This is a genomic window from Amycolatopsis sp. H20-H5 (assembly GCF_035828755.1).
Lineage (GTDB): Bacteria > Actinomycetota > Actinomycetes > Mycobacteriales > Pseudonocardiaceae > Amycolatopsis.
In genome coordinates, this window is record NZ_JAYMZS010000084.1 from 1 (window position 1) to 20342 (window position 20342).

The window sequence follows — 20342 nt, forward strand, 5'->3', positions numbered from 1 at the left end:
GGATCCCCGCCCACAGGTAGATGAGCAACACGGCCCGGCGCTGGGAATGGCCGATCTCGAGCAGCCGGTGGTGCAGGTGCATCTTGTCCGCCGCGAACGGGCTCTCGCCGCGTCGCGTGCGGCGGATGACGGCCATGATCAGGTCGAGCAGCGGCACGAACAGCACGGCGGCCACCACCACGAGCGGCGACAGCAGCGCCAGCGCGTCGCGCGCGCTGAACCGGGTGTACGAAACCCGCCCGGACGCGGACGTCGTCGCGCCCGCGAGCATCAGCCCGATCATCATCGAGCCGGAGTCGCCCATGAAGATCTTCGCGGGTTGGAAGTTGTAGGGCAGGAAGCCCAGACAGGCCCCGGCGAGCGTGGCCGCGATGAGCGCGGGCGGGTACGCGCCGACGTCACCGCCGGAGCTGTCGAGCAGGCCGAGGGAGAACGAGCAGGTCGCGGCCGCGGCGATGAAGCCGAGGCCGGAGGCGAGCCCGTCGAGGCCGTCGACGAAGTTCATCGCGTTGACCATGACGACCACCAGCACGACGGTCAGCAGCGCGCCCTGGTTCTTGTCGAGCACCAGCACCGAGCCGAACGACTCGTCGCCGCCGCCCCACGGCACCCAGAACGAGACCCACTGGACGCCGAAGATCACCAGGATCCCCGCGCACATGATCTGGCCCGCGAGCTTGGTCCAGGCGTCGAGCTCGAACCGGTCGTCGAGCGCGCCGATCGCCACGATCACCCCGGCGGCCAGCAGCACGCCGACGGAATCGAACGAGTAGTCGAAGCCGCGGCTCAGCGCCGGCAGCTGGTGGGCGAGGCCCATCGCGGCGAGGATGCCCAGGTAGATGCCCACGCCGCCCATCCGCGGGATGGGCGTCACGTGGACGTCGCGGGCACGCGGGTTGGCGATCGCGCCGATCCTGATCGCGACGCGGCGGACCACTCCGGTAAGCAGGAAGGTCACGGCCGCCGCGGTGAGCGCGACGAGGATGTACTCCCTGATCGGGAGGCCTTGGGTGGGAGGCACGAGCGCGTTACACCTGCGAAGTCCGGGTCACGGGAGCAACGCTACCGCGCCCGGCATCGTGCTTTCAGACCAGGGATTCCGCGGGGACGCCCAGCACTTCCGCTACGGCGGCACGGCTCACGGCGCCTTCACGCAGGACGACCGGGTCACTGCCGGTGAGGTCGACGAGCGTGGACGGCACGGCGTCGCCGGTCGAACCCCCGTCGAGGTACACCGCGACCGAGTCGCCGAGCTGCTCCTCCGCCTCCCGCGCCGTCGACGCCGGGGGCTGCCCGGAGACGTTCGCGCTGGACACAGCCATCGGGCCGACGTCGCGCAGCAGTTCGAGAGCGACCGGGTGCAGCGGCATCCGGAGCATCACGGTGCCGCGGGTCTGGCCCAGGTCCCACTGCAGGCTCGGCGCGTGCGGCAGCACGATGGAGAGGTCACCGGGCCAGAAGGCCTCGATCAGCGCACGGGCCTGCGGCGGCACGCCGAGCACCAGGCCGTCCACAGTGGACCACGAGCCGACGAGCACACCGACCGGCATGTCCGGGCCGCGGTTCTTGGCACGGAGCAGGGACTGGACGGCGCCGGAGTCGAAGGCGTCCGCCCCGATGCCGTAGACCGTGTCGGTCGGCAGCACGACGAGGCGGCTGGACCGCACCGCCCCGGCCGCCGCGGCGAGCCCATCGGCCCGCGAGTCCCGCTTGCTGCAGTCGTACACCGCGCTCATGGGCCCGAGCGTAGTCCTGGGGCAAGCGGGCAAGCTCGAGGCCCTACTGCTTGTCGTAGGCGAACGAGTTGAAGGTGTTCTTGGTCGTGACGACCGTCCACGTCGCGTTGTTCGTGCGGTCCAGGGTGGTGGCGAAGTAAGCGGGGTTGTCCTTGCGCTGGACGGTCAGGTAGAACTGCTCGCCGGGATTGGAGTCACCATTCCAGCACTGACCGTAGGAAAGCACGTAGGACGAGTAGTCGCCACGGTCGGGGAAACTGACATACGTCGTGTAGTCGGTGCCGACGTTGCACAGCCTGAACGACGAGGCGGCGGCCGTCGAGGCCTGCGCGGTTCCCGCCAGCCCGCCGACGGCGAGAACGCTGAGCGCGGCCGCGGCCGTGCCGACGACGATCCTCTTTGCCACTGAAGACATACTTGGTGATTTCCCTTCGACTGAGGTACAGCATTCGTGAGTGCCGCGATCAGATTTGCAGCGCGTGAAGCCGCCGCGCAATGAATCCGCCACGACGGTGACCGAACGGAGCGAAATGATTGGCCACGAAGGCAGCGGAGGTGCTCGTTCAGCAGTTTTCGGCGGTCCGGCAGATCAGCAGCGACGCGGCTTCCATGCGCTTGTTCTGCCCGGTGGTGCCGATCGCGTTGTTGCCACCGTCTGCGGCGCAGTACCAGTTCGGGTTCCAGCCCACGTCCTGCACAAAGGAATTCCCGCACAGCACGCCGGTCCGCACGCTGTAGATCACCGCTTCCAGGCGCTTGACGATCGGGCAACCCGCCGAACCCGCCCCCTCCGGCCGCAGGTGTCATGAAAGGGTCTTTCAGGGCAAAAATTGCCCTGAAAGACCCTTTCATGACACTTCGCGGGACCTGTCAGTAGCCGAACACCGAGCAGAACGACGTCGCCTTCTTCGACGGGTCGCTCACCGAGGTCGCGGTCAGCTGGACCCGCGCGAGGTGGTCGGCGCCCGCCGCGCGCTTGGCGTCGACGCCGAGCTGCGCGCGGCCGCCGAACTTGAGCGTGGACAGCTCGTTGGGCAGCCGCACCTCCCAGCCTTTCGCCGAGGTCGTGGCGCTGAGCCGGTAGGTGTCGGTGTCGTACGGCGCGGCCGCACCACGGGCGTTGCCCGTGTTGAAGACCGGGAAGCTGCAGCTCGCGAGCCCGCCGTTGGTGAAGGCGGGCAGCGCGGGCAGCAGCGAGACGCCACGGGCCTGCGAACCGGAACCGTCCAGCGAAGCGACGGTGATCGTGTACGAGAGCACGCCACGGCGGTCACGCGAGACGTCGGTGATCAGGAAGTGCAGCCGGTTCGCCTGGTCGGTGTACTCGTACTTGCTCGCCGAGCCGGTGCCCGCCTTGAACGCGGCATCGTTGAGCTGCCGCTGGTCGCCGATGGTGATCTTCACCGACGTGCCGTCCGGCCTGGTGTAGTCGGTGATGCCGATGTCGGCCGGGTTCGCGTCGACGATCCACTCGAACGGCGCCGCGTCCTTGTTCTTGGTCTTGGCCAGCAGCACGCCAGCGTCCGGTGCGAACGAGTCCGTGCCCATCCGGTCGACGACCTCGGCCGTGTAGTTGTCGTAGCCGCCGCCGTCGCAGAGCGGGTCGGTGTCGCGGTTGCATTTCGGCGATTTGTCCCCGCCGGTCAGCGCGATGTTGATGCCGCTGTACGCCCCTGGCTCGGGCACCACCGAGCGCGCGGTGACGCGCGCCGACACCGGGCCGGTCTTCGCGAGCGTGTTCCGGTCGAGCATGAGGACGTCCGCCGGATCGACGATCTTGAGCTTCATCTTGTTGCGCACCATGTGCTGCGCGCCCATCGACGCGCCCTGGGTGGCCGGGATCTGCCAGCGCGTGTGGGTGCCGCCGGGGCCGTTGAAACTGCCGCGCGACAACATCTCCCACGGCCCGGTGTAACTGCGGGACGCCGGGATGCCGAACGGGTTGTTGTAGTTGTCGCCGATGCCGAGGATGTGGCTGAACTCGTGCGCGTACACCGCCATCCCGGAGCTCTCGGCCTGAGTGGACGAACCGTTGGCGGCGTTCGGCCAGATGCTCGCCGCCGACTTCCACGACGTCCACGGGACGTACCGGGTGTCGGCGTAGTTGGGCATACCGGCGACGCCCGGCCCGAACTCGGCGGGCACCTTGTCCTTGCTACCGAACTTCATCTCGCCGAACTCCTGCCAGGTCGAGCTCTCGTCCTGGCCGGCGGAGAGGAAGAAGACGAAGTCGAACTGCTTCGACACGTCACCGACCTCCGCGCGCCACGCGGCGCCCGCGTCCACCCGCAGATCCCGCTGGCAGTTCGCGCCCGGCGGACAGGCGTTCGGCTGGAACTCCATGCCGTACTCGAACGACTTCCCCGGCATCCGATACGGCCCGAACGCGGTCAGGTCCACGCCGATCCGGCCGCCGGAGTCCTCCATCCAGTACTCGTTGATGGTGTGGCCGTGGTTGAGCTCTTCAGGCTTGTTGAGGAAGTCCTGGTAGTGCTTCGCGACGTTGGCCCGCGGGATGTTGCTCGCGGCCGGGCTCGGGTTGCCGAACACCGTCGAGTGCGGCGCCTGGGTGACGGCGAAGTCCTCGTCCGGGTAGTCGGCCAGCACGACGGCGCCCCGGAAGGTCCGGTCAGTGGGCTTGAGCGACGGGTCCGCCCACATCGCGTCGGGGATCTTGCGGTATTCGTCCCAGGTCATGTGGTCCTGGTTCTCCCAGTGGGAGGCGTCGATCGGCGCGGGCCAGCCCCGGGTGAGCGGGTCGGCCGCCGCGGTGCCGGCGGCGACGCCGGGCAGCAGGGCGAGCGCCGCCACGATCGCGGCGGTGCGAAGCAGGAAGGAGGTTCGGGAAGTGCGCATCGCGGCTCCTCGAGGATGAGCCGCCCCCACGGCGGCCTCAAGATCGACCGTAGGAGGCCCGTTCACCCGATAGTGCGCTGAGCGGCTGGTCGGACGCACGGAGTACCCGCTTGCCGCACGACGAAAGTCGGGTTCGGCCAGCTTTGCGCCCCTTGGGGCATTGGTTGCGTTGAACGCACCATCGGAGCGCGAGAACGGGACCGGCGCCGGGCCGGATCAGCTCACGCGGCGCGCGGTGACGAACCGGGGACGGCCGGTGAGATCAAGGTGGTCCTCGACGTCGCTGAGCACGCGGCGGGCGCGCACCAGCGCGGGCACCGCCGAGCCGTGCGTGTCGTCGTGCTCGATCGCCATGCCCCCGCCGGGCCGCAGCAGCCGCGCGGCCACGGTGATGGCGTGCCGGATCACCGCCAGCCCGCTCTCCGCGGCGAACACCGCCCGCGCCGGGTCGTGCTCGGAGACCTCGGGCGGCACGTAGGTGCCCTCGGGGACGTACGGCGGGTTGCACAGGACCAGGTCGACGAGCCCGTCGAGCTCGGCGAACATCGTGCTGTCGGCGATGTCGCCGGAGTAGAGCCGGATCGGCGTGTTCCCGGCGTCGGCGTGCACGTCGGCGTTGTGCCGGGCCCAGGCCAGCGCTTGCGAGTCGATGTCGACGGCGTAGACCACGGCGTCCGGGCGCCCGTGGGCGACGGCCAGTGCGAGCGCACCAGAGCCGGTGCAGAGGTCGACCACCACCGGGTATTCGCGGCCGTGCAGCAGCTTGAGGCCCCATTCGAGGAGCAGCTCGGTCTCCGGGCGCGGGACGAAGACCCCGGCGCCGACGTTGACGGTGATCTCACCCAGCGGCGCCCAGCCGGTGAGGTACTGCAGCGGGATCCGCTTCGCGCGTTGCGCCACGAGCTGACCAATCGCCTCGACGACGGGCGGATCCACCAGCGGCACCATCGGCAGGCGGCCACGTTCCACACCCAGGACGTGCGCGGCGATGACCTCCGCGTCGAACCGCGGGGACGACACGCCGGCGTCGTCCAGAATCCGGGTCGCCTCCATGATGGCCAGGCGCAGCGGCTGCCGTTTCACTGGTTCCCTTCACAACGTCGAGCCTTTGCGTCCTCAAGCCTGACACAAAGGGTGAAACTCCCCCGTTCGTGTGCACGGCGCGTCGGGGTCGGTTCGGTACACACTCAGCGTATCGACCCTGCCGAAGCCGCCCTCAGCGCTCCCGGTCCTAGCGGACGGCGTTGCGCGCTGCCAACCGGGTGAGAATCGCGGTCGCCTCCGCGCCCTCGGCGGCGTAGCCCCACATGGCGTCGAAGTAGTCGTCGTAAATCCGCACGTCCTGGGGATCGCGCGTCACGAGCGCCGTGTGCAGGACTTCCACGTTCAGCAGGTCGTCGAGTAGCCAGAAACCGTGCAGCAACGCGAACGGGACACGGGTCTCCGGCCAAGAGTCGAGGTGGTCTGTCCTCATGCCGCCTCCCATCGAATGTTGCGGAAAGTTCTGAAACCAGCTTGTCCGCTGGTCCAGCGGTCGCAGAAGGGCGAAACGAGCACATCACTCGGGTATCGGCGCACAGGCACGATCGTGGACGCTCGACGGGGCCGCTCAAAAACGCGACGCCGCGCACGACATGCTCACCGCGGTCGCTCCACAGGACTGGCTCGACGATCTGGACCGGCCCGGCTGCTCCGCCTGCCAAATCCGGGCGAAGACCTGACCACGCTCTGCGGGCGGACTGAAGTAGTCGAATACGGATCCCGCGCGGACACACCCGTGACGACTTGCTGGGACTGCGACCTCGAGTACCGGCGCCTGCACGGCATCGCGCCAAGCCCCGCCTGAACTCAGGGCAGCGGGAACAGCGCGCGCTGTGCCGGATCGCTGCCCATGCCGACCAGACGGCGGCACTTGCGGCAGGTGACCTCGTGCTCGGCCGGGGTGAGTTCGCCGCCCGAGCCGATGCCCGACCAGCCCTGGTGGCAGGCGGGCGCGGGCAGCGTCAGGCCGTTGAGCCACTCCGCCCAGGTCACCGCGTGGACGGTGTCGGACCGGCCGATGCGCAGCCGCTTGCCCTCGAACAGGTCGTGCTGTGCGTCGGCGAAGCGCTCCGGATCGACGGACTGGACCGGGAACAGCGGGATCGGTTCGCTCACTCCCCCAGTATGCGGCCGGGCACCGTCAAAAACCGGCTCCCGCGTCCGAGGGGAGGTATCCGGCGAGCGAAGCGTCTCCAGCAGCGTCGGGCACAGTTCGACTTCGGGACGCAGGCCGCGTACGCACGGCAGGACGCCCTTCATCACCTGCGTCGAAAAACCCGCGTCGAGCAGCGCGCGGATCTGGCGGACGGTCGCGATCGCCTGGTCACCGTACGTCCGGTAGCCGTTGCGGCTTCGCTGCGAGGCGAGCAGCCCCTGCTCCTCGTAGTACCGCAGGAGCCGCTGACTCACCCCCGTCCGCCGGGAAAGCTCACCGATCAGCAGGTGACCCCCACCATCGTCACCTCGACCTTCACCTCGATGTCAGTGCCTAACGTCGCGGTCATGACAAACATTTCGCCCGCGTCGTGCGGGGTTCCGGCCCAGCCGGTCGAGGCGGGAATGGAACTGCGAGTGGTGCTGCCGGACCATCTCCTTCCGCCCGAGGACTATGGAAACGTCTACAGCGGGATGTTCGAACCACTGATCACGCTGGCTTACACCGCGGCCACCACGAAAACCATCCGGCTGGGCACCCCAGTGCTGATCTTGCCACTGCGCGAGCCGTACGCGCTGGCCAAACAGGTCGCGACCCTGGACAGACTGTCTCGTGGACCGGCAGGCGGGCCGTGCTCGACAGCACGATCGCCGAGGTCCACGCCTTCGCCGACGCGGGCGCGGCGGCCGTCGCCGTGTGGTTCGGCAGGGAGGAGGGCTACGAAAACCGCATCGCGGAGGTCAGCGGAAGGCAGCGAAGTGGATCTCCTAGGATACCGGTGTCCAGGGCCGTGATTCGCCTGCTCAACGCCACACGGCGCGACCAGACGTTTTTCGACGACCGGGGGAACCCCAGTGACCACAGAGCCGCGCAGAGTGTCCTTCATCTTCCCCATTTACAACGAGGAAGACAACATAGATCTGCTGCACAAAACGGTCGACGAGGTCATTGCGCCGCTGGCAGGCCGGTATGAGTTCAGCTTCCTTTACATCGACGACGGAAGCCACGACAAGTCGCTCGAGAAACTGACCGAACTGTCCCAGGCCGACCCCCGGGTCAGCGTGATCGAGCTGTCGCGCAACTTCGGCCACCAGATGGCCGTCACCGCCGGGCTCGACCTGGTCGACGCCGACGCCGCGATCATCATGGACAGCGACATGCAGGACCCGCCGCGGGTCGCGCTGGAACTGATCGAGAAGTGGGAGCAGGGCTACGACGTCGTCTACGCCCAGCGCCGCACCCGGCAGGATTCGGCGTTCAAGAAGGTCACCGCGAGCGCCTTCTATTGGGCGCTGCGCAAGATGGCCGCGGTCGACATCCCCAAGAACACCGGCGACTTCCGGCTGGTCGACCGCAAGGTCGTCGACGAACTGCGCAAGTACCGCGAGCGGGATCGATTCCTGCGCGGCCTGGTGAGCTACATCGGTTTCAAGCAGACGGCCGTGATGTTCGACCGCGAGAAGCGCCACGCGGGTGTGACGGGATATCCGCTGCGCAAGATGCTGCGCTTCGCGGCGGACGGCATCCTCGGTTTCTCGGTGACGCCGCTGCGCATGATCACCCGGTTCGGCTACCTGATCTCGCTGCTGAGCTTCCTCGGCGTGCTCTACGTCGCCGGGGTCAAGGCCTTCGCCCCCGAAACCGCCGTCCCAGGCTGGGCGTTCATCACCATCGCCATGTTCTTCCTCGGCGGCATCCAGATCATCATGCTGGGCGTGCTCGGCAGCTACATCGGCCGCACCTACTCGCAGGTCCAGAACAGGCCGCTGTACGGCGTGGCCTCGGTCCGCACCGGCGTACCGGAGATGGAAAACGCCGACTCGAGGACGGCGTCGCGGTGAAGCTGATCACGGGCACCCAGCTGCGATTCGGCATCGTCGGCATCGCGAACACGCTGGTCGACGCGCTGGGCTACGCGCTGCTCTTCTCGGCGGGAGTGCCACTGTTCGTCGCGAACTTCATCTCGACCAGCGCGGGCATGCTGCTGAGTTTCACGCTCAACCGCAACTTCACCTTCCGTTCACGGGAAGGCAGTGTGCGAAAGCAGATCCTGCTGTTCTTCGCGGTGACCGCGTTCGGGCTGTGGGTCGTGCAGGCGCTGGTGATCTTCGCGGTCACCAAGGCTTTCCCAGGAGTTCACGTCCTGGTGCCGAAATTCGCCGGGATCGCGGTGGGCCTGGTCTGGAACTACTTGCTGTACAACAAAATCGTCTTCCGGCAGACCGCGCCCCTGGCACCGGCGGAACCGGCTCGAGAGGTCTCACATGACTAGCACGGTGGCGCCGGAGCTCCGCGAGAAACCGGTCGAGACCGCACCGCCCGCGCCCGCCCGCTGGGGTGCCTTGGCCACGAACGACTTCGCCAAGATGCTGGCTGTCGTGCTGGCCTGGAACGTCGCGCTGATCGCGGTCGCCTGGCTGTTCGGCCCGTCCACCCCGGCCCCGCCGGGCAGGGGGATCCCCGAAAGCGGCATCGGCTCGGGGGCGAGCATGCTGGCGCACACCTACCGCTGGGACTCGGTCTGGTACGGCGAGATCGTCCAGCACGGCTACAACAGCGGTTTCGAACAGGTCCGCGCGTTCTATCCGGTGTTCCCGTTCGCGGTCTGGCTCGTCCACACGATCAGCTTCGGTGCGCTCGGCGTGATCACCGCCGGTTTCCTGGTGAACCTCGTCGCCACCTGGCTCGCCGCGGTGGCACTGCTGAAGATCGCCCGGTTCTACTTCTCCGAGCGCGCGTCGCGGCTGGTCGTCGCGGCGTTCCTCACCGCGCCCACGGCCTATTTCCTGCACTCGTTCTACAGCGAGGCGATTTTCTGCGCGATCGGTTTCTGGGCATTCCTGTTCGCATTGCGCAGGCAATGGCTGTGGATGGGCGTGCTCCTCATCCCGCTGACCGCGACCCGCATCACGGCCGCGGTGTTCGTCGGCCTGTGTTTCCTGGAGTTCTGGCGCAGCAAGGGATGGAAGCCGCGCGGGCTGCTTTCCTGGCACCTGCTCTGGTTCCCGCTCGCGTTCCTCGGGCTCGGGGCCCAGCTGTTCTACATGAAGCTGCAGACCGGTAACGCGATGGCGGGTTTCGATCCCGCGTTGATGGAAAAGTACTGGTCCTACCACCAGTTCAACCTGAACATCATCCCGAACGGCCTCGAGGTCTCGAAAACAGCGATACACGCGCTGATCGGCGACTTCCCGATGACCGAATGGATGCTGATCAACAAGGTGCTGCCGTTCGTCGGCCTGGCCCTGCTGTTCGCGTCGTCGGTGTACGTGTTCGTAGCGCTGCGCGCTAAGGGCCTGCCGCTGGCGCTGTTCGGGATCGCGTCGATCGTGATGCTGATGGTCAACAGCAACGTCATCTCGGTGCACCGCTACCTGCTGCCGTGCCTGGTCATGTACATCGCGCTGGTGCTCTTCGGCGAACGGCATCCGAGGCTGCGCAACGGCGTCCACGTCGTGCTCTACGCGAACTCCTTGATCTGCGGCCTGCTCTTCGTCCGTTTCGTCGCCGGAAGCTGGACCGGCTGAGCACGGAGACACCCACCTCGACCACCGCCAGGCCCACGTGGCTGACCGGCGACCACGCCAAAGTCCTCGGTGTGGTCCTTGTGTGGCAACTGGTCCTGATCGCCATCGCGGTCCTGTTCGGTTCCCTGTCGGAGCCGGGCGAAGGCATCCCGGACACCGGCGTCGGCTCGGGTGACGGCCTGCTCGCCCACACCTATCGCTGGGACGCCGCCAACTACGGCGAGATCGCGAGCCACGCCTACACCAGCAGCGACGTGCCCCTGCGGGCGTTCTATCCGGTCTTCCCGATCTGCGTCTGGCTGGTCCGCACGATCAGCATCGGCACGCTCGATCCGCTCACGGCAGGGTTCCTGGTCAACACGGCCGCCACCTGGCTGGCCACGGTGGCCCTGCTCAAGATCGCCCGGTTCTACTTCTCCGGCACCCGCGCGCCCTGGCTGGTCGTCGTGGCCTTCCTGACCGCTCCCGCAGCGTTCTTCCTTCACTCGTTCTACAGCGAAGCGGTGTTCTGCGCGCTGGGCTTCTGGGCATTCCTGTTCGCATTGCGCAGACATTGGCTGTGGATGGGCCTCTGCCTGATCCCGCTGACCGCGTCCCGGATCACCGCCGCAGTGTTCGTCGGTCTGTGTTTCCTGGAGTTCTGGCGCAGCAAGGACTGGAAGCCACGCGGGCTGCTTTCCTGGCACCTGCTCTGGTTCCCGCTCGCGTTCCTCGGCCTCGCCGCCTGCATGGTCTACATGCGACTCCGGACCGGCAGCGCGACAGCGAGTTTCACCGCGCTGAAGGGAGTGGAGGCGTGGAGCTACCACGTTTTCAACCCTGACATCCTCGCCACCGGGCTCAACGAAGCGCGCATCACCACACACGCGCTGCTGGGCGACACTCCCCTGGACAGTTGGACGCTGGTCAGTCACGTCCTGCCGTTCCTGGGCTTGGTCCTGCTGTTCGGCAGCTCGGTCTACGTTTTCCTGGTGTGGCGGCTCAAGGGCCTGCCGCTGGCGCTGTTCGGGATCGCGTCGATCGTGCTGCTGACGATCAACAGCAATGTGGTGTCGGTCCACCGGTATCTGTTGCCCTGCCTGGTCATGTACCTCGCGCTGATCCTGCTCGGCGAGCGCCACCCCAGGCTGCACTGGCTGGTTTACGTCGTGCTGTACGCGAACTCGGCCATCGGAACCGCACTGTTCCTGCGCTTTATCTCCGGTGCCTGGGCTGGTTGAGACCTACCGCTCGGGGAGTCCGGCGGCGGCGGCGATCATCGAGCGGAGACTGCGGCTGAACTCCAGATTGAGGTGGTCGTCGTCGTAGTAGACGACCACGTTGCCGACCACGCCGTAACACTTCGCCTCGTCGCAGAAGTAGTCCGTGGGATCGAAGTACCTGATGTTCGGATCCCCGCGCCGCTTGGCGGCCTCCACCAGCGGATCCAACGGCTGCGCCGCCGCACGGTCGACCGCGCAGTTCAGCGGGTTGTCCGGGTTCAGCGCCACACAATCGGGCGAGCGGACGTCACCGTTGAGCGGCGGGTCACCGAGCACAACAACCTGAGCACCGGCGCCGCTCCACGCGTTCCAATACGGCGGCAGCCCCTCGAGGTACTGATCGGCTTCGGTCTTGCCCGCAACCGCGACGGGATGCTCATGACGCGCGAAGAACGAGGTGAACACATAGGCGGGCCTGTCCTTGACGATGGCGTCAGACAGAGCCGCACCCCAGTTCATGCAGTTCCGGGCTTCGACCACGTCAGCACTGTCGTGGTAGCCGCGGAACCTGATCTTGGCGACCGGGCAGCCGCCGAGGTAGCTACGCTTGAGCACCCATTTGTGTTCGCGGGCCAGGTCCAGGATCGGGCCGGACCACTGCTGCGCGTGCGAGTCACCGACCAGCCAGACGACCGGCGCCGACGGGGCACCGCCACTGAAATCGCACACATTAGTCGTGCGCTTGCTGCTCCCGACCATGAGCAGGTCGGTGTCGGGCGGGCAGTCGGGCGTCTTGAGGTAGTACTGGTTCGAGGGCCCCATGTCGACCACATTCGCGGGACCGAACGGATCGGCACACCCACTACCGGGCACCATCGCACTGGCGCCATAACAGGACTTGACCGCCGCGGCGCGCGTCTCCACCTCGGCCTGGGCCACATGCCGGTCGAACGTCCAGACCAGACCGCCTGCCACCAGCGAGACCGCGACCATCCCCGCGACCATCCCGGCGAACGTGAGCCTCGTGCTGTTCACGAGCCTGCTCCAGGACATTCCCCGGTCCTCGACCAGCACCTTCGACAGATACGCGAGCACGAACGAAAGCGCGAGAACACCCGCCCGCTGCCCGAAGCTCAACACCCCGTCCGAGCCGAACGCACGACTCAACGCGAACGGAGCCAGCACGATCAACGGCCAGTGCCACAAGTACAACGAATAGCTGACGCCGCCGAGCAGCTGCACCGGCGCAGAAGCGCTGAGCGCCGTATGCCACTGCCGCTGCTGGCTCGTACCGGCGACGATGACCAGCCCGGTGCCGACCGCGGGCACCAGCGCCAAGTAGCCGGGGAACTCCGTCAGCGGATCGAAAAGCAACGCCGAACCCAAGATCATCGCGAGTCCGGCAAGCGAGGCCAGACCGGAAGCGACACGCGGCAACGCGACCTTGGTCCCGGCCAGCCCGATCAGCGCACCGAGGGCGAACTCCCACACCCGGACCGGCGTGACGAAGTAGGCCTGACTCTTCGAGATCGCGGTGAAGTAGGCGCTGAACGCCAGCGACGCCATGCCGATGACGGCGATACCCACCAACTGGGCCCGCGTACGCCTGATCTTGAACAGCCCGAGCAGCAGAATCGGCCACAGCAGGTAGAACTGCTCCTCCACCGACAGCGACCAGTAGTGCTGTGACACGCTCGCGGAATCGTTGAGCGCGGAGTAGTCGACCGACCTGATCGCCAGCAGCCAGTTCTCCCAGTACAGCGCACTGGCGAACGCCTCGTGTGCACTGGCCTCCCACCGAGGGAAGGGCAGCAAGAAATAGGCCGCGACCAGGCCAAACAGCAACACAACGAAGGCAGCGGGCAGCAACCGCCGGATCCGCCGGGCGTAAAACCGCCCCAGCCGAACCCGCCCGGTGCGGCTGATCTCACGCCCGATGTGCGAACTGATCAGAAACCCCGAGATGACGAAGAACACGTCAACACCGACATAGCCACCGGTCAACCTGCTCGGCCACAGGTGGTTCAGCACCACGGCCAGCACCGCCACGGCCCGCAAAGCCTGGATGTCAGTGCGGAAGCCCTTCGGCGAGGACCTGGCAGGGACGACGGAAGCGGGCCCAGCACCGCTCATCTCGTCAGGCGCGATCGTTGCCAACTGCTGCCAACCCCCACGATCGGACACATAAGTCTCAAGCATTGTAGATGCGCCTGAGAGCACCTGGATCGATGCCCCAGAGAAGGCCGACGACCCGATAAGGGCGGGTGTCCCGTGTTTCCGAGACACCCGCCTTCACCGCGCCGCCTTGGCTATTTGATGAGGGTGCAGCTGTTGGTGGTGGCGGTGAGGTCGTAGAGGTTGTACCAGCCCTGGCCGATGAGTTTTCCGACGCCACGTCCGGTGGAGTACCAGGTTTTGCTAGCGGGGAGGTAGCGGTTCCAGAGCAAGCCGCCGCCTTCGTCGGCGTAGGTGGTGTAGAGGGTGTCCGCGCCGACAGAGAAGATGCGGTTGTATTTGTTCCAGCCGGAGCCGACCTGGGTCGGGGTTTGTGTCCAGGTGTTGGCCGTGGCGTCGTAGACGCCACGGAAGAGGTCCCCGGCGGGGGTGCGGGCGTAGATCACGCCGTCACCGGCGGCGACGATGAGGTTGTATTTGCCCCAGTCTGCGGTGAGGACACGGTGCGTCGAGATCTTGGTGACCGGGTCGTAGGCACGCCAGTGGAGGTTGCCGTCGGGCTCCACGGTGTAAATGTTTCCCAGTGCGTCGACGGTGATCCGGTTGCGGTAATCCGCGGTGGAGTAGCGCTCCCAGCCGTGGTCGATGACGGTGTAGTCGGCAGTGGCGCCGGGCGCACGGTCCCAGCCGTTGCCGTTCCACCTGAGTCGGCGTAGCTCACCATTGTCGACGGCGGAGTAGATCACGCCGTCCGGGCCGGCGACGGCACGGGTGTGGAGCCAACCGTTGCCGATGCCCTTGGAGACGCCGCCGTTGGTCCAGGTCCAGGTCCCGTCGCGGGCTCCGGTGTGCTGCTGGAGCGTGAGGTTGCCGTCGGGCTGGACGCTGAACAGGGGCGCAGCGGGCTTACAGGTGATGGCGAAGTCCGGATTCGCGGTCCGGCGGATCCAGTCGGCAAGATCGTCGGTGCGGGAGGCAGTGGTGCCCTGCCGGGTTTCGGTTTCGCCGATGCAGCCGTGCTGCCAGGAGTTCCCGAGGATGGCGAGAAGCTCGGGGATGCCGTTCTGCTCGCGGACCACGGGGCCACCGGAGTCACCCTTGCAGGCGTCGTTGCCGTTGGCACCGGTCAGCGACAGGCCGGTCGCGGTCGTAGCGGTGACGGTGAACGCGGCGGTGTGGAGCAGGTCAGGTACCCATTCGGTGGCGGCGCGGCCGAAACCGGCGGCGACCACAGCGTCTTGGGCCGCGGGGACCGTGGTACCCAGCGCTACCGGCGCGACGTCGGTGATCCGGGTGTCGAGACCGGCCAGCGCGATCCCGCGGTCAGCGTTCACCACCAGGGAGGTGACCTTGGCAACGTGGCCCGCGGTGGTGGTGAGGTCGGTGCGTCCGACGATGGCAGTGGTGGGTTTGGCGGGGGCGCCGCCTTGCGGCGTTTCCGGGAAACAGTTCGCCGCGGTGATCACCCAGCCCGACGAGACCAGAGCACCGCTGCAAGCGCGGCCGTCCATCATGAGCTTCGCAGTGAAACCGTAGGAACTGATGGGCGCCAAGGAATCATTCGAAGCGGCAAATGCCGAAGTAGCAGCCAGCGGACTACTGGCCACCATTATAGTAGTGAGCGCGGAAATTGCACTTACCCTCTTCCGTCGCATTGACGGACCCCCTTCATGCAGCCATTAAAACAGGCGTTGGAGTTATCAACAAAAGAAATAGGAAATATTTCGACAATTAATCAGGTAGAAAAATGACCGTGTCGATCTTGTTTTTTGCAGCTCAGATACCCCTGTTCGCCCTCGCAGCCTGCAACGTTACCCATCAACACACCGCAAGTCCATGAGGAAAACTGTGACCTAAGTCACTACGTTTCTTGCTAATAATCTCATCCTCCCAGCGATAACTATCGCGCAACAGGAATCTTTCAAGCAAGCACGACCAGCGGGGAAATCATGCGACTCATCACAAAAACTTTTTTTGCCTTCGGTACGATCGGAATAGCGATTTTGACTGGCACCATGGCCGCCGCGGCCACCGGCCAGTCGGCCTCCGATGCACAAGCCCCCCTACTAGAAGACTACGTCTACCCCGGCGCCGACGGCATCTTGGCGACGTACGGCGTCAAGCTGATCGCCGGCGACGGACACATCTTGTTCATCGACTGCACTACTCCTCCGGATGGCAACGTGGGTGCTATAGAGGTTCGTACCTCGGCGAAAATTGGTGCAAACAAGAAGGGCGTAATCTGCTTCAAAGTCACCGCCGCAACAGGCCATTTGGAACTCATGGTCCCTGCCGTCTACGAAATACACGGTGACGGCCTCATTGCAGGTTCAGGACACAAAGTCAAGGCAGCGCTGACGACCGATGCCGGTGAACACACGTCCGTGAACGTCGACCCGAACGGCAGTACTCCAGTGGGCGTCGGATCAAAGCCGGGCGCAGCCCCAACAACCCTACTTCAGCTCGACGTGGCTCCTTGATAGGCAGATATTCCAGCGCAAGCTGTACAAATTTCGTAGGCCTATAACTATGTCCGAATTGGGGAGATTCGCATGATTCATGTGAGACCTGGACGGGGAGCGGTTGCGGCGATCAGTCTTGTGCTGCTCGCCAGCTTGATCAACCCGTCGGTGTCGTCGGCAGACACCGCGCCTGCGGATCATGGTAACGATCGAGCGATGGTGGCGTCTCTGTGGCGTTATGGCGGCCCGACTGTAAGGACGGGTGCGGAGCAGGCGCTGCTGGGGACTGACGCTGACGTCCAGGAATTCCTTGTCAACGAGCAGTCGCGGGCTCAGGTAATCGATGAACGCATCAGTGTCGACCGGATGCTGGCATCGGGTGGCCCGACGATCAAGAACGATGCTCAGCAGGCCCTGGACTCCACCGCTGACGGAGCTCTACGGGATTTCTTACAGTCCGGCTGGGAAATCGCATCTACACACGACCAGCGCATTCGGGTTAACCAACTGTTGGTTAGTGGCGGTGCAGAAGTACGCAAGGCGGCGCAGCAGGCACTGGACGCGAACACAGTCGAAGCGCTACAGGAGTTCCTACAGTCCGGGTGGCAGACACCGTTCGAGCACGATCAGCGCATCAGGGTTGATCAGATCCTTGCCGCTGGCGGTCCTGAAGTACACAAGGTCGCTCAGCAAGCGCTCGACGCCAACACTCCAGAAGCGCTCGCTCAATTCCTCGATAACGACTGGGCAATCGCAGCCGCACGCGACCAGGAGACAGCTAGCGTGGCCCAGCTCGCAGGTGCTGCGAAGGACGCTGGGGAACAAGCTGGCAAAGAGACACAGGCAGCTAAGGACGCTTCAGATCGGGCAGTGACCGAAGCAGCACTGGCTCAAGCTGCTGCCGAGGCTGCAGCAAAGGCCAGTGAAAGCGCCCACGACAACGCCAATGCCGCCGCAGCAGCGGCCAACCAGGCGGCAGATGCCGCCAACAGAGCGGCAGCGGCCGCACAAGAAGCTGTTGGCGCAGCCAACGCAGCCAGCTCAGCCGCACGGGTAGCGGCATCAGCCGCAGCACGAGCAGCCAACGCTGCGACATTGGCGGGACGAGCTGCTTCCCGTGCATTTTCAGCAGCAGCTGATGCTGCCGGGGATGCAGGCAAAGCAGCTGACGCTCGGAAAGCTGCGGATGACGCAGTCATTGTAGTGGCAGGTGCCAGAGAAGCGGCCAAGGCAGCCGCCTCCGCCGGAGACGCCGCCAGGGGTGCAGACACAGCAGGCAAAGCCGCAGGCGCGGCAGGCAATCACGCAGCACTGGCAGCAGAGGCGGCCGCGCAAGCAAGCCGAAATTCAGGTGCTGCCGGTGCCGAGGCACGAAAGGCTCAGAATGCCGCCGCGAGCGCACGAGCCAGCGCCAATCGAGCCAACCGAGCAGCAAGTGCGGCATCGAATTTCGCAAACATCGCCGCGAACGCAGCTTATGCCTCACGTGACGCCGCGAACCGCGCAGCGACAGACGCGGAAGCAGCGGCGGCCGCAGCGAACGCCGCCGCCGACCACGCCGGCCACGCTGCCGATGCAGCGAAAGAAGCCACGGACCATGCCAATGCGGCCACTCAAGCTGCACAGGCTGCGATCAACGCAGCCAACCAGGCCAAACAGATCTACGACGCCGCTCGAGCCGCTGACAAGGAACACGTGGCGGCCGCATCCGAGCAGAACGACGCTATCGCACGAGCAGCCAGAACCGCAGCAGACCAGGCTCAAATCAAGTCCGGCTGGTACACGGCGGAAGCGACAAAACGCAGCGCAGAGACAAACCGTCTGATCACCGAAGTAACAGCGCCGGGAACAGCTCCCGAACTCGCCGCGTCCGACGCGCGCAAAGTAGCGATGACACTGTCCACTACGGGCGGTCCGTGGACCAGTAATGCTGCCTTCAGTGCACTCGGCGGTGTCGACGTCGTGGTACTTGACTTCTTGCGCAACGGCATCAGCCTCGCGGCCGGCCAGGATGACCGGAGCACCGTCGGCACGCTGAAAGAAACCGGTACCGACGCCCTGCGGACGGCTGCCGACGTCGCTTTGGCCGGCAGCGACGCAGACGTGCAGGAATTCTTACGAGTGCAGAACTACCCCGAAAGAGAGTCGACCAGTTGCTCGCCGCAGGACGCGAGGCTGGCAACACAGTAGTGGCACAAGCCGCACAGGAGGCCCTGAACGCCAACACAGATCAGGCATACCGCGAGTTCCTAAACACTGATCAGTACAACGCACTCAATAGTGATGAGCGCATCAAGGTCAACCAGATCCTCGCCGACACAGCAAGTGGCCCAGAGCTGAAGGCGGGAGCCCAGATCGCTCTGGATGGGCCTGACGGCTTCGTCCACCAATTCCTGGTCGCTGGTCGATACGTCGCAGCACAGCGGGATCAGAACACCGCGTCCCACAATGCCGAGGTCGCAGGTTACCTGGCACAGGCCTCTCAATCAGCGTCCACCGCATCCCAGAACGCCAACGAAGCGCAGGCAACGGCGGCCAGGGCCCGTAAAGCCGCAGACGCAGCAGCCGGATACGCCCAGCAGGCACGCAATGACGCCAACCAGGCAGCGGGTTATGCCCAGCAAGCACATAGCTCGGCAGCTCAGGCCGAAGACTCGGCACGACAAGCAGCCGCGTCGGCCCGTACCGCGCGCACCGCAGCCGCATCTGCGCAACAATCCGCAAAAAACGCAGGAAGATCCGCCAGCTGGGCTCAAGCTTCAGCCCATCAAGCGGCAGACTTTGCTGCCCAAGCCTACGATTCAGCGGCTCGAGCCTTCAAATCCGCCCAGGCCGCGGGACGTGACTATAAAGCGGCACTCGAGGCGGCCAATCAAGCCTTTGGAATTGCAACAAGCAAGGTCAGTGCAGAAAAAACAAAACAGGCATTCACGCAAGGCCTATTCTGCAATGGATATAGACTATCAAATCCCGAACTATACAACGAGTGCATACACCTGATCACCGCGTCAGAATTTGAACGTAGCCAGCTTATGCTGGAAAATGGACCGAGATGTTCCGCATTTTGGCATGAGGGCACACCGCAGCACGACGCTTGCCTTTGGGACACCCTAAGCCCCAGCTTTGAGCTCGACCAATTTCTATCTCTTGCCACAATTGCGCTTAACGATCTTAATGAAAAGATTCTCAAACCACTTGCAGTTCTGGGTGTCGGCGCACTTGCGGGCGCACTATGTGCCGGTATCGAGGTATGCGCGCTAGCTTCCATGGCTATTTTACCCGAAGGTGCGGCATTCCTACCCTGGATCGAACTAGCGGGCATGCCAGCTGCTAGCGCATTCGGCGTCCAAAGACTGGAAGCACTTCTTGAAGATATCAATATCGAAGCCCAAGTCGGCGCCGCAAATCTGGCAAACGCCGTATCCAAAGCAGGCGGAGCAGCTCTGCCTGGAAGGTTCTTTTCAACCGACCCACTCGTTGGCGATCTGGCAAATGGTCTTGAACTGGCATACCCCGGCGAGGTAGTAGGCGTCAACGTCAACGCCTTCCGAGCGGATGGAACACTAGGCACTGACTTCGATATCTCAATGAAACATGCTGTCATCCAAGTGAAGTCTGGAAGCGCTCGTAGTGCATTAAGCCAGGCAAGAAGAACTGCGGAAGTTACTGACAGAAAAGTGATCGTGTACGGCCCCAGCCTTGGTCCGCAGATGCAACGAAATCTTCGAGCAGAAGGGTTTATCCCCGTGACCTCACGGGATGAGTTAATACGAATCTACCCGACAATTTTCTAGGATTTATTCATGTGGAACGAGATTGTGATTTTCCTTCCCGCAGGTTCAGGACTGCGCCAACTCGAACAAGCAATCAACAGCCATGCTTGGACAGCGGTGAGTCAAGGTGGCAAACATCTACAGATGTCTGAAGGCCCCATCGAGGTCTATACGAACAGCGACCTGTGGAGCTCATACTCAGAAGATGAGCGAAAGACCGTCAACGAACTGATCGAAAATGCACACCCTGTGGCAATCTTTTATTTTAACCGGCAGGCGGTTCGAAATTTCCTACATATGCTTCCGGAAAATATTGAAGCATATGTAGATAAGGAAGATCCGGGCATACTCAAACTGGTACCCTTAGCGCAGTTTATCGCCTCGGAAGAGTAATTTGACACAAAGTGAAGCTGC

19 protein-coding genes are annotated in these 20342 nt (G+C 64.8%); 9 read left to right on the forward strand and 10 right to left on the reverse strand.

The genetic code is table 11. The annotated features are described in order from the left end of the window. The 8 genes from QMK34_RS33515 to QMK34_RS33550 all read right to left on the reverse strand — a co-directional run. A partial coding sequence (locus tag QMK34_RS33515; protein ID WP_326418688.1) for a glycosyltransferase family 4 protein occupies positions 1 to 1021 on the reverse strand: 1021 nt, incomplete at its 3' end. A 64-nt stretch (positions 1022 to 1085) separates the two neighbouring features. Beyond that, positions 1086 to 1736: an L-threonylcarbamoyladenylate synthase gene (locus QMK34_RS33520; protein WP_326418689.1), complete on the reverse strand. Its 651-nt coding sequence runs from the start codon at positions 1734 to 1736 to the stop codon at positions 1086 to 1088. 43 nt (positions 1737 to 1779) lie between these two features. Then, the gene (locus tag QMK34_RS33525; RefSeq protein WP_326418691.1) at positions 1780 to 2142 is read right to left on the reverse strand and encodes a hypothetical protein; all 363 of its coding nucleotides are present in this window, start codon (positions 2140 to 2142) and stop codon (positions 1780 to 1782) included. Positions 2143 to 2299: 157 nt separating this feature from the next. Beyond that, positions 2300 to 2479, reverse strand: a complete 180-nt coding sequence (locus tag QMK34_RS33530; RefSeq protein WP_326418692.1) for a hypothetical protein — start codon at positions 2477 to 2479, stop codon at positions 2300 to 2302. 127 nt (positions 2480 to 2606) lie between these two features. After that, positions 2607 to 4592: a M6 family metalloprotease domain-containing protein gene (locus tag QMK34_RS33535; protein WP_326418693.1), complete on the reverse strand. Its 1986-nt coding sequence runs from the start codon at positions 4590 to 4592 to the stop codon at positions 2607 to 2609. Between the two features lie 216 nt (positions 4593 to 4808). Beyond that, the gene (gene prmC, locus QMK34_RS33540) at positions 4809 to 5675 is read right to left on the reverse strand and encodes a peptide chain release factor N(5)-glutamine methyltransferase (RefSeq protein ID WP_326418695.1); all 867 of its coding nucleotides are present in this window, start codon (positions 5673 to 5675) and stop codon (positions 4809 to 4811) included. A 148-nt stretch (positions 5676 to 5823) separates the two neighbouring features. Continuing rightward, positions 5824 to 6066: a hypothetical protein gene (locus tag QMK34_RS33545; RefSeq protein ID WP_326418696.1), complete on the reverse strand. Its 243-nt coding sequence runs from the start codon at positions 6064 to 6066 to the stop codon at positions 5824 to 5826. A 374-nt stretch (positions 6067 to 6440) separates the two neighbouring features. Beyond that, a complete protein-coding gene (locus QMK34_RS33550; protein WP_326418723.1) occupies positions 6441 to 7076 on the reverse strand; it encodes a MerR family transcriptional regulator in 636 nt (211 codons plus the stop codon). A 117-nt stretch (positions 7077 to 7193) separates the two neighbouring features. Between QMK34_RS33550 and QMK34_RS33555 the strand changes: the two genes are divergently transcribed. The 5 genes from QMK34_RS33555 to QMK34_RS33575 all read left to right on the forward strand — a co-directional run bounded on the left by QMK34_RS33555 (position 7194) and on the right by QMK34_RS33575 (position 11536). Continuing rightward, the gene (locus QMK34_RS33555) at positions 7194 to 7583 is read left to right on the forward strand and encodes an LLM class flavin-dependent oxidoreductase (RefSeq protein ID WP_326418724.1); all 390 of its coding nucleotides are present in this window, start codon (positions 7194 to 7196) and stop codon (positions 7581 to 7583) included. A gap of 60 nt (positions 7584 to 7643) precedes the next feature. Beyond that, complete coding sequence (locus QMK34_RS33560; protein WP_326418697.1) at positions 7644 to 8630, forward strand: glycosyltransferase; 987 nt, start codon at positions 7644 to 7646, stop codon at positions 8628 to 8630. Further along, entirely contained in the window at positions 8627 to 9061 is a 435-nt protein-coding gene (locus QMK34_RS33565) for a GtrA family protein (RefSeq protein ID WP_326418698.1), read from the forward strand. Before QMK34_RS33560 ends, QMK34_RS33565 begins: the two co-directional genes overlap by 4 nt. Further along, entirely contained in the window at positions 9054 to 10316 is a 1263-nt protein-coding gene (locus QMK34_RS33570) for a hypothetical protein (RefSeq protein WP_326418699.1), read from the forward strand. Before QMK34_RS33565 ends, QMK34_RS33570 begins: the two co-directional genes overlap by 8 nt. Positions 10317 to 10387: 71 nt before the next feature. Beyond that, positions 10388 to 11536: a hypothetical protein gene (locus QMK34_RS33575; RefSeq protein ID WP_326418700.1), complete on the forward strand. Its 1149-nt coding sequence runs from the start codon at positions 10388 to 10390 to the stop codon at positions 11534 to 11536. 3 nt (positions 11537 to 11539) lie between these two features. Here QMK34_RS33575 and QMK34_RS33580 read toward each other — a convergent pair whose 3' ends face one another. Then, positions 11540 to 13651 (reverse strand): acyltransferase family protein, encoded by a 2112-nt coding sequence (locus tag QMK34_RS33580; protein ID WP_326418701.1) that lies wholly within the window; start codon positions 13649 to 13651, stop codon positions 11540 to 11542. A 176-nt stretch (positions 13652 to 13827) separates the two neighbouring features. Continuing rightward, positions 13828 to 15246, reverse strand: a complete 1419-nt coding sequence (locus QMK34_RS33585) for a tachylectin-related carbohydrate-binding protein (protein ID WP_326418702.1) — start codon at positions 15244 to 15246, stop codon at positions 13828 to 13830. Between the two features lie 396 nt (positions 15247 to 15642). On the opposite strand from QMK34_RS33585, the gene QMK34_RS33590 reads away from it, so the two are divergent. The 4 genes from QMK34_RS33590 to QMK34_RS33605 all read left to right on the forward strand — a co-directional run bounded on the left by QMK34_RS33590 (position 15643) and on the right by QMK34_RS33605 (position 20321). Beyond that, complete coding sequence (locus tag QMK34_RS33590; protein WP_326418703.1) at positions 15643 to 16173, forward strand: hypothetical protein; 531 nt, start codon at positions 15643 to 15645, stop codon at positions 16171 to 16173. A gap of 72 nt (positions 16174 to 16245) precedes the next feature. After that, positions 16246 to 18345 carry an ALF repeat-containing protein gene (locus QMK34_RS33595; RefSeq protein ID WP_326418704.1) on the forward strand — a complete coding sequence of 700 codons (2100 nt, stop codon included), beginning with the start codon at positions 16246 to 16248 and terminating at the stop codon, positions 18343 to 18345. Continuing rightward, positions 18309 to 19949 (forward strand): ALF repeat-containing protein, encoded by a 1641-nt coding sequence (locus QMK34_RS33600; protein WP_326418705.1) that lies wholly within the window; start codon positions 18309 to 18311, stop codon positions 19947 to 19949. The genes QMK34_RS33595 and QMK34_RS33600 overlap by 37 nt, the downstream gene beginning before the upstream one ends. A gap of 9 nt (positions 19950 to 19958) precedes the next feature. After that, on the forward strand, positions 19959 to 20321 hold the full coding sequence (locus QMK34_RS33605; protein ID WP_326418706.1) for a hypothetical protein: 363 nt from the start codon (positions 19959 to 19961) through the stop codon (positions 20319 to 20321). Positions 20322 to 20342 lie beyond the last annotated feature (21 nt).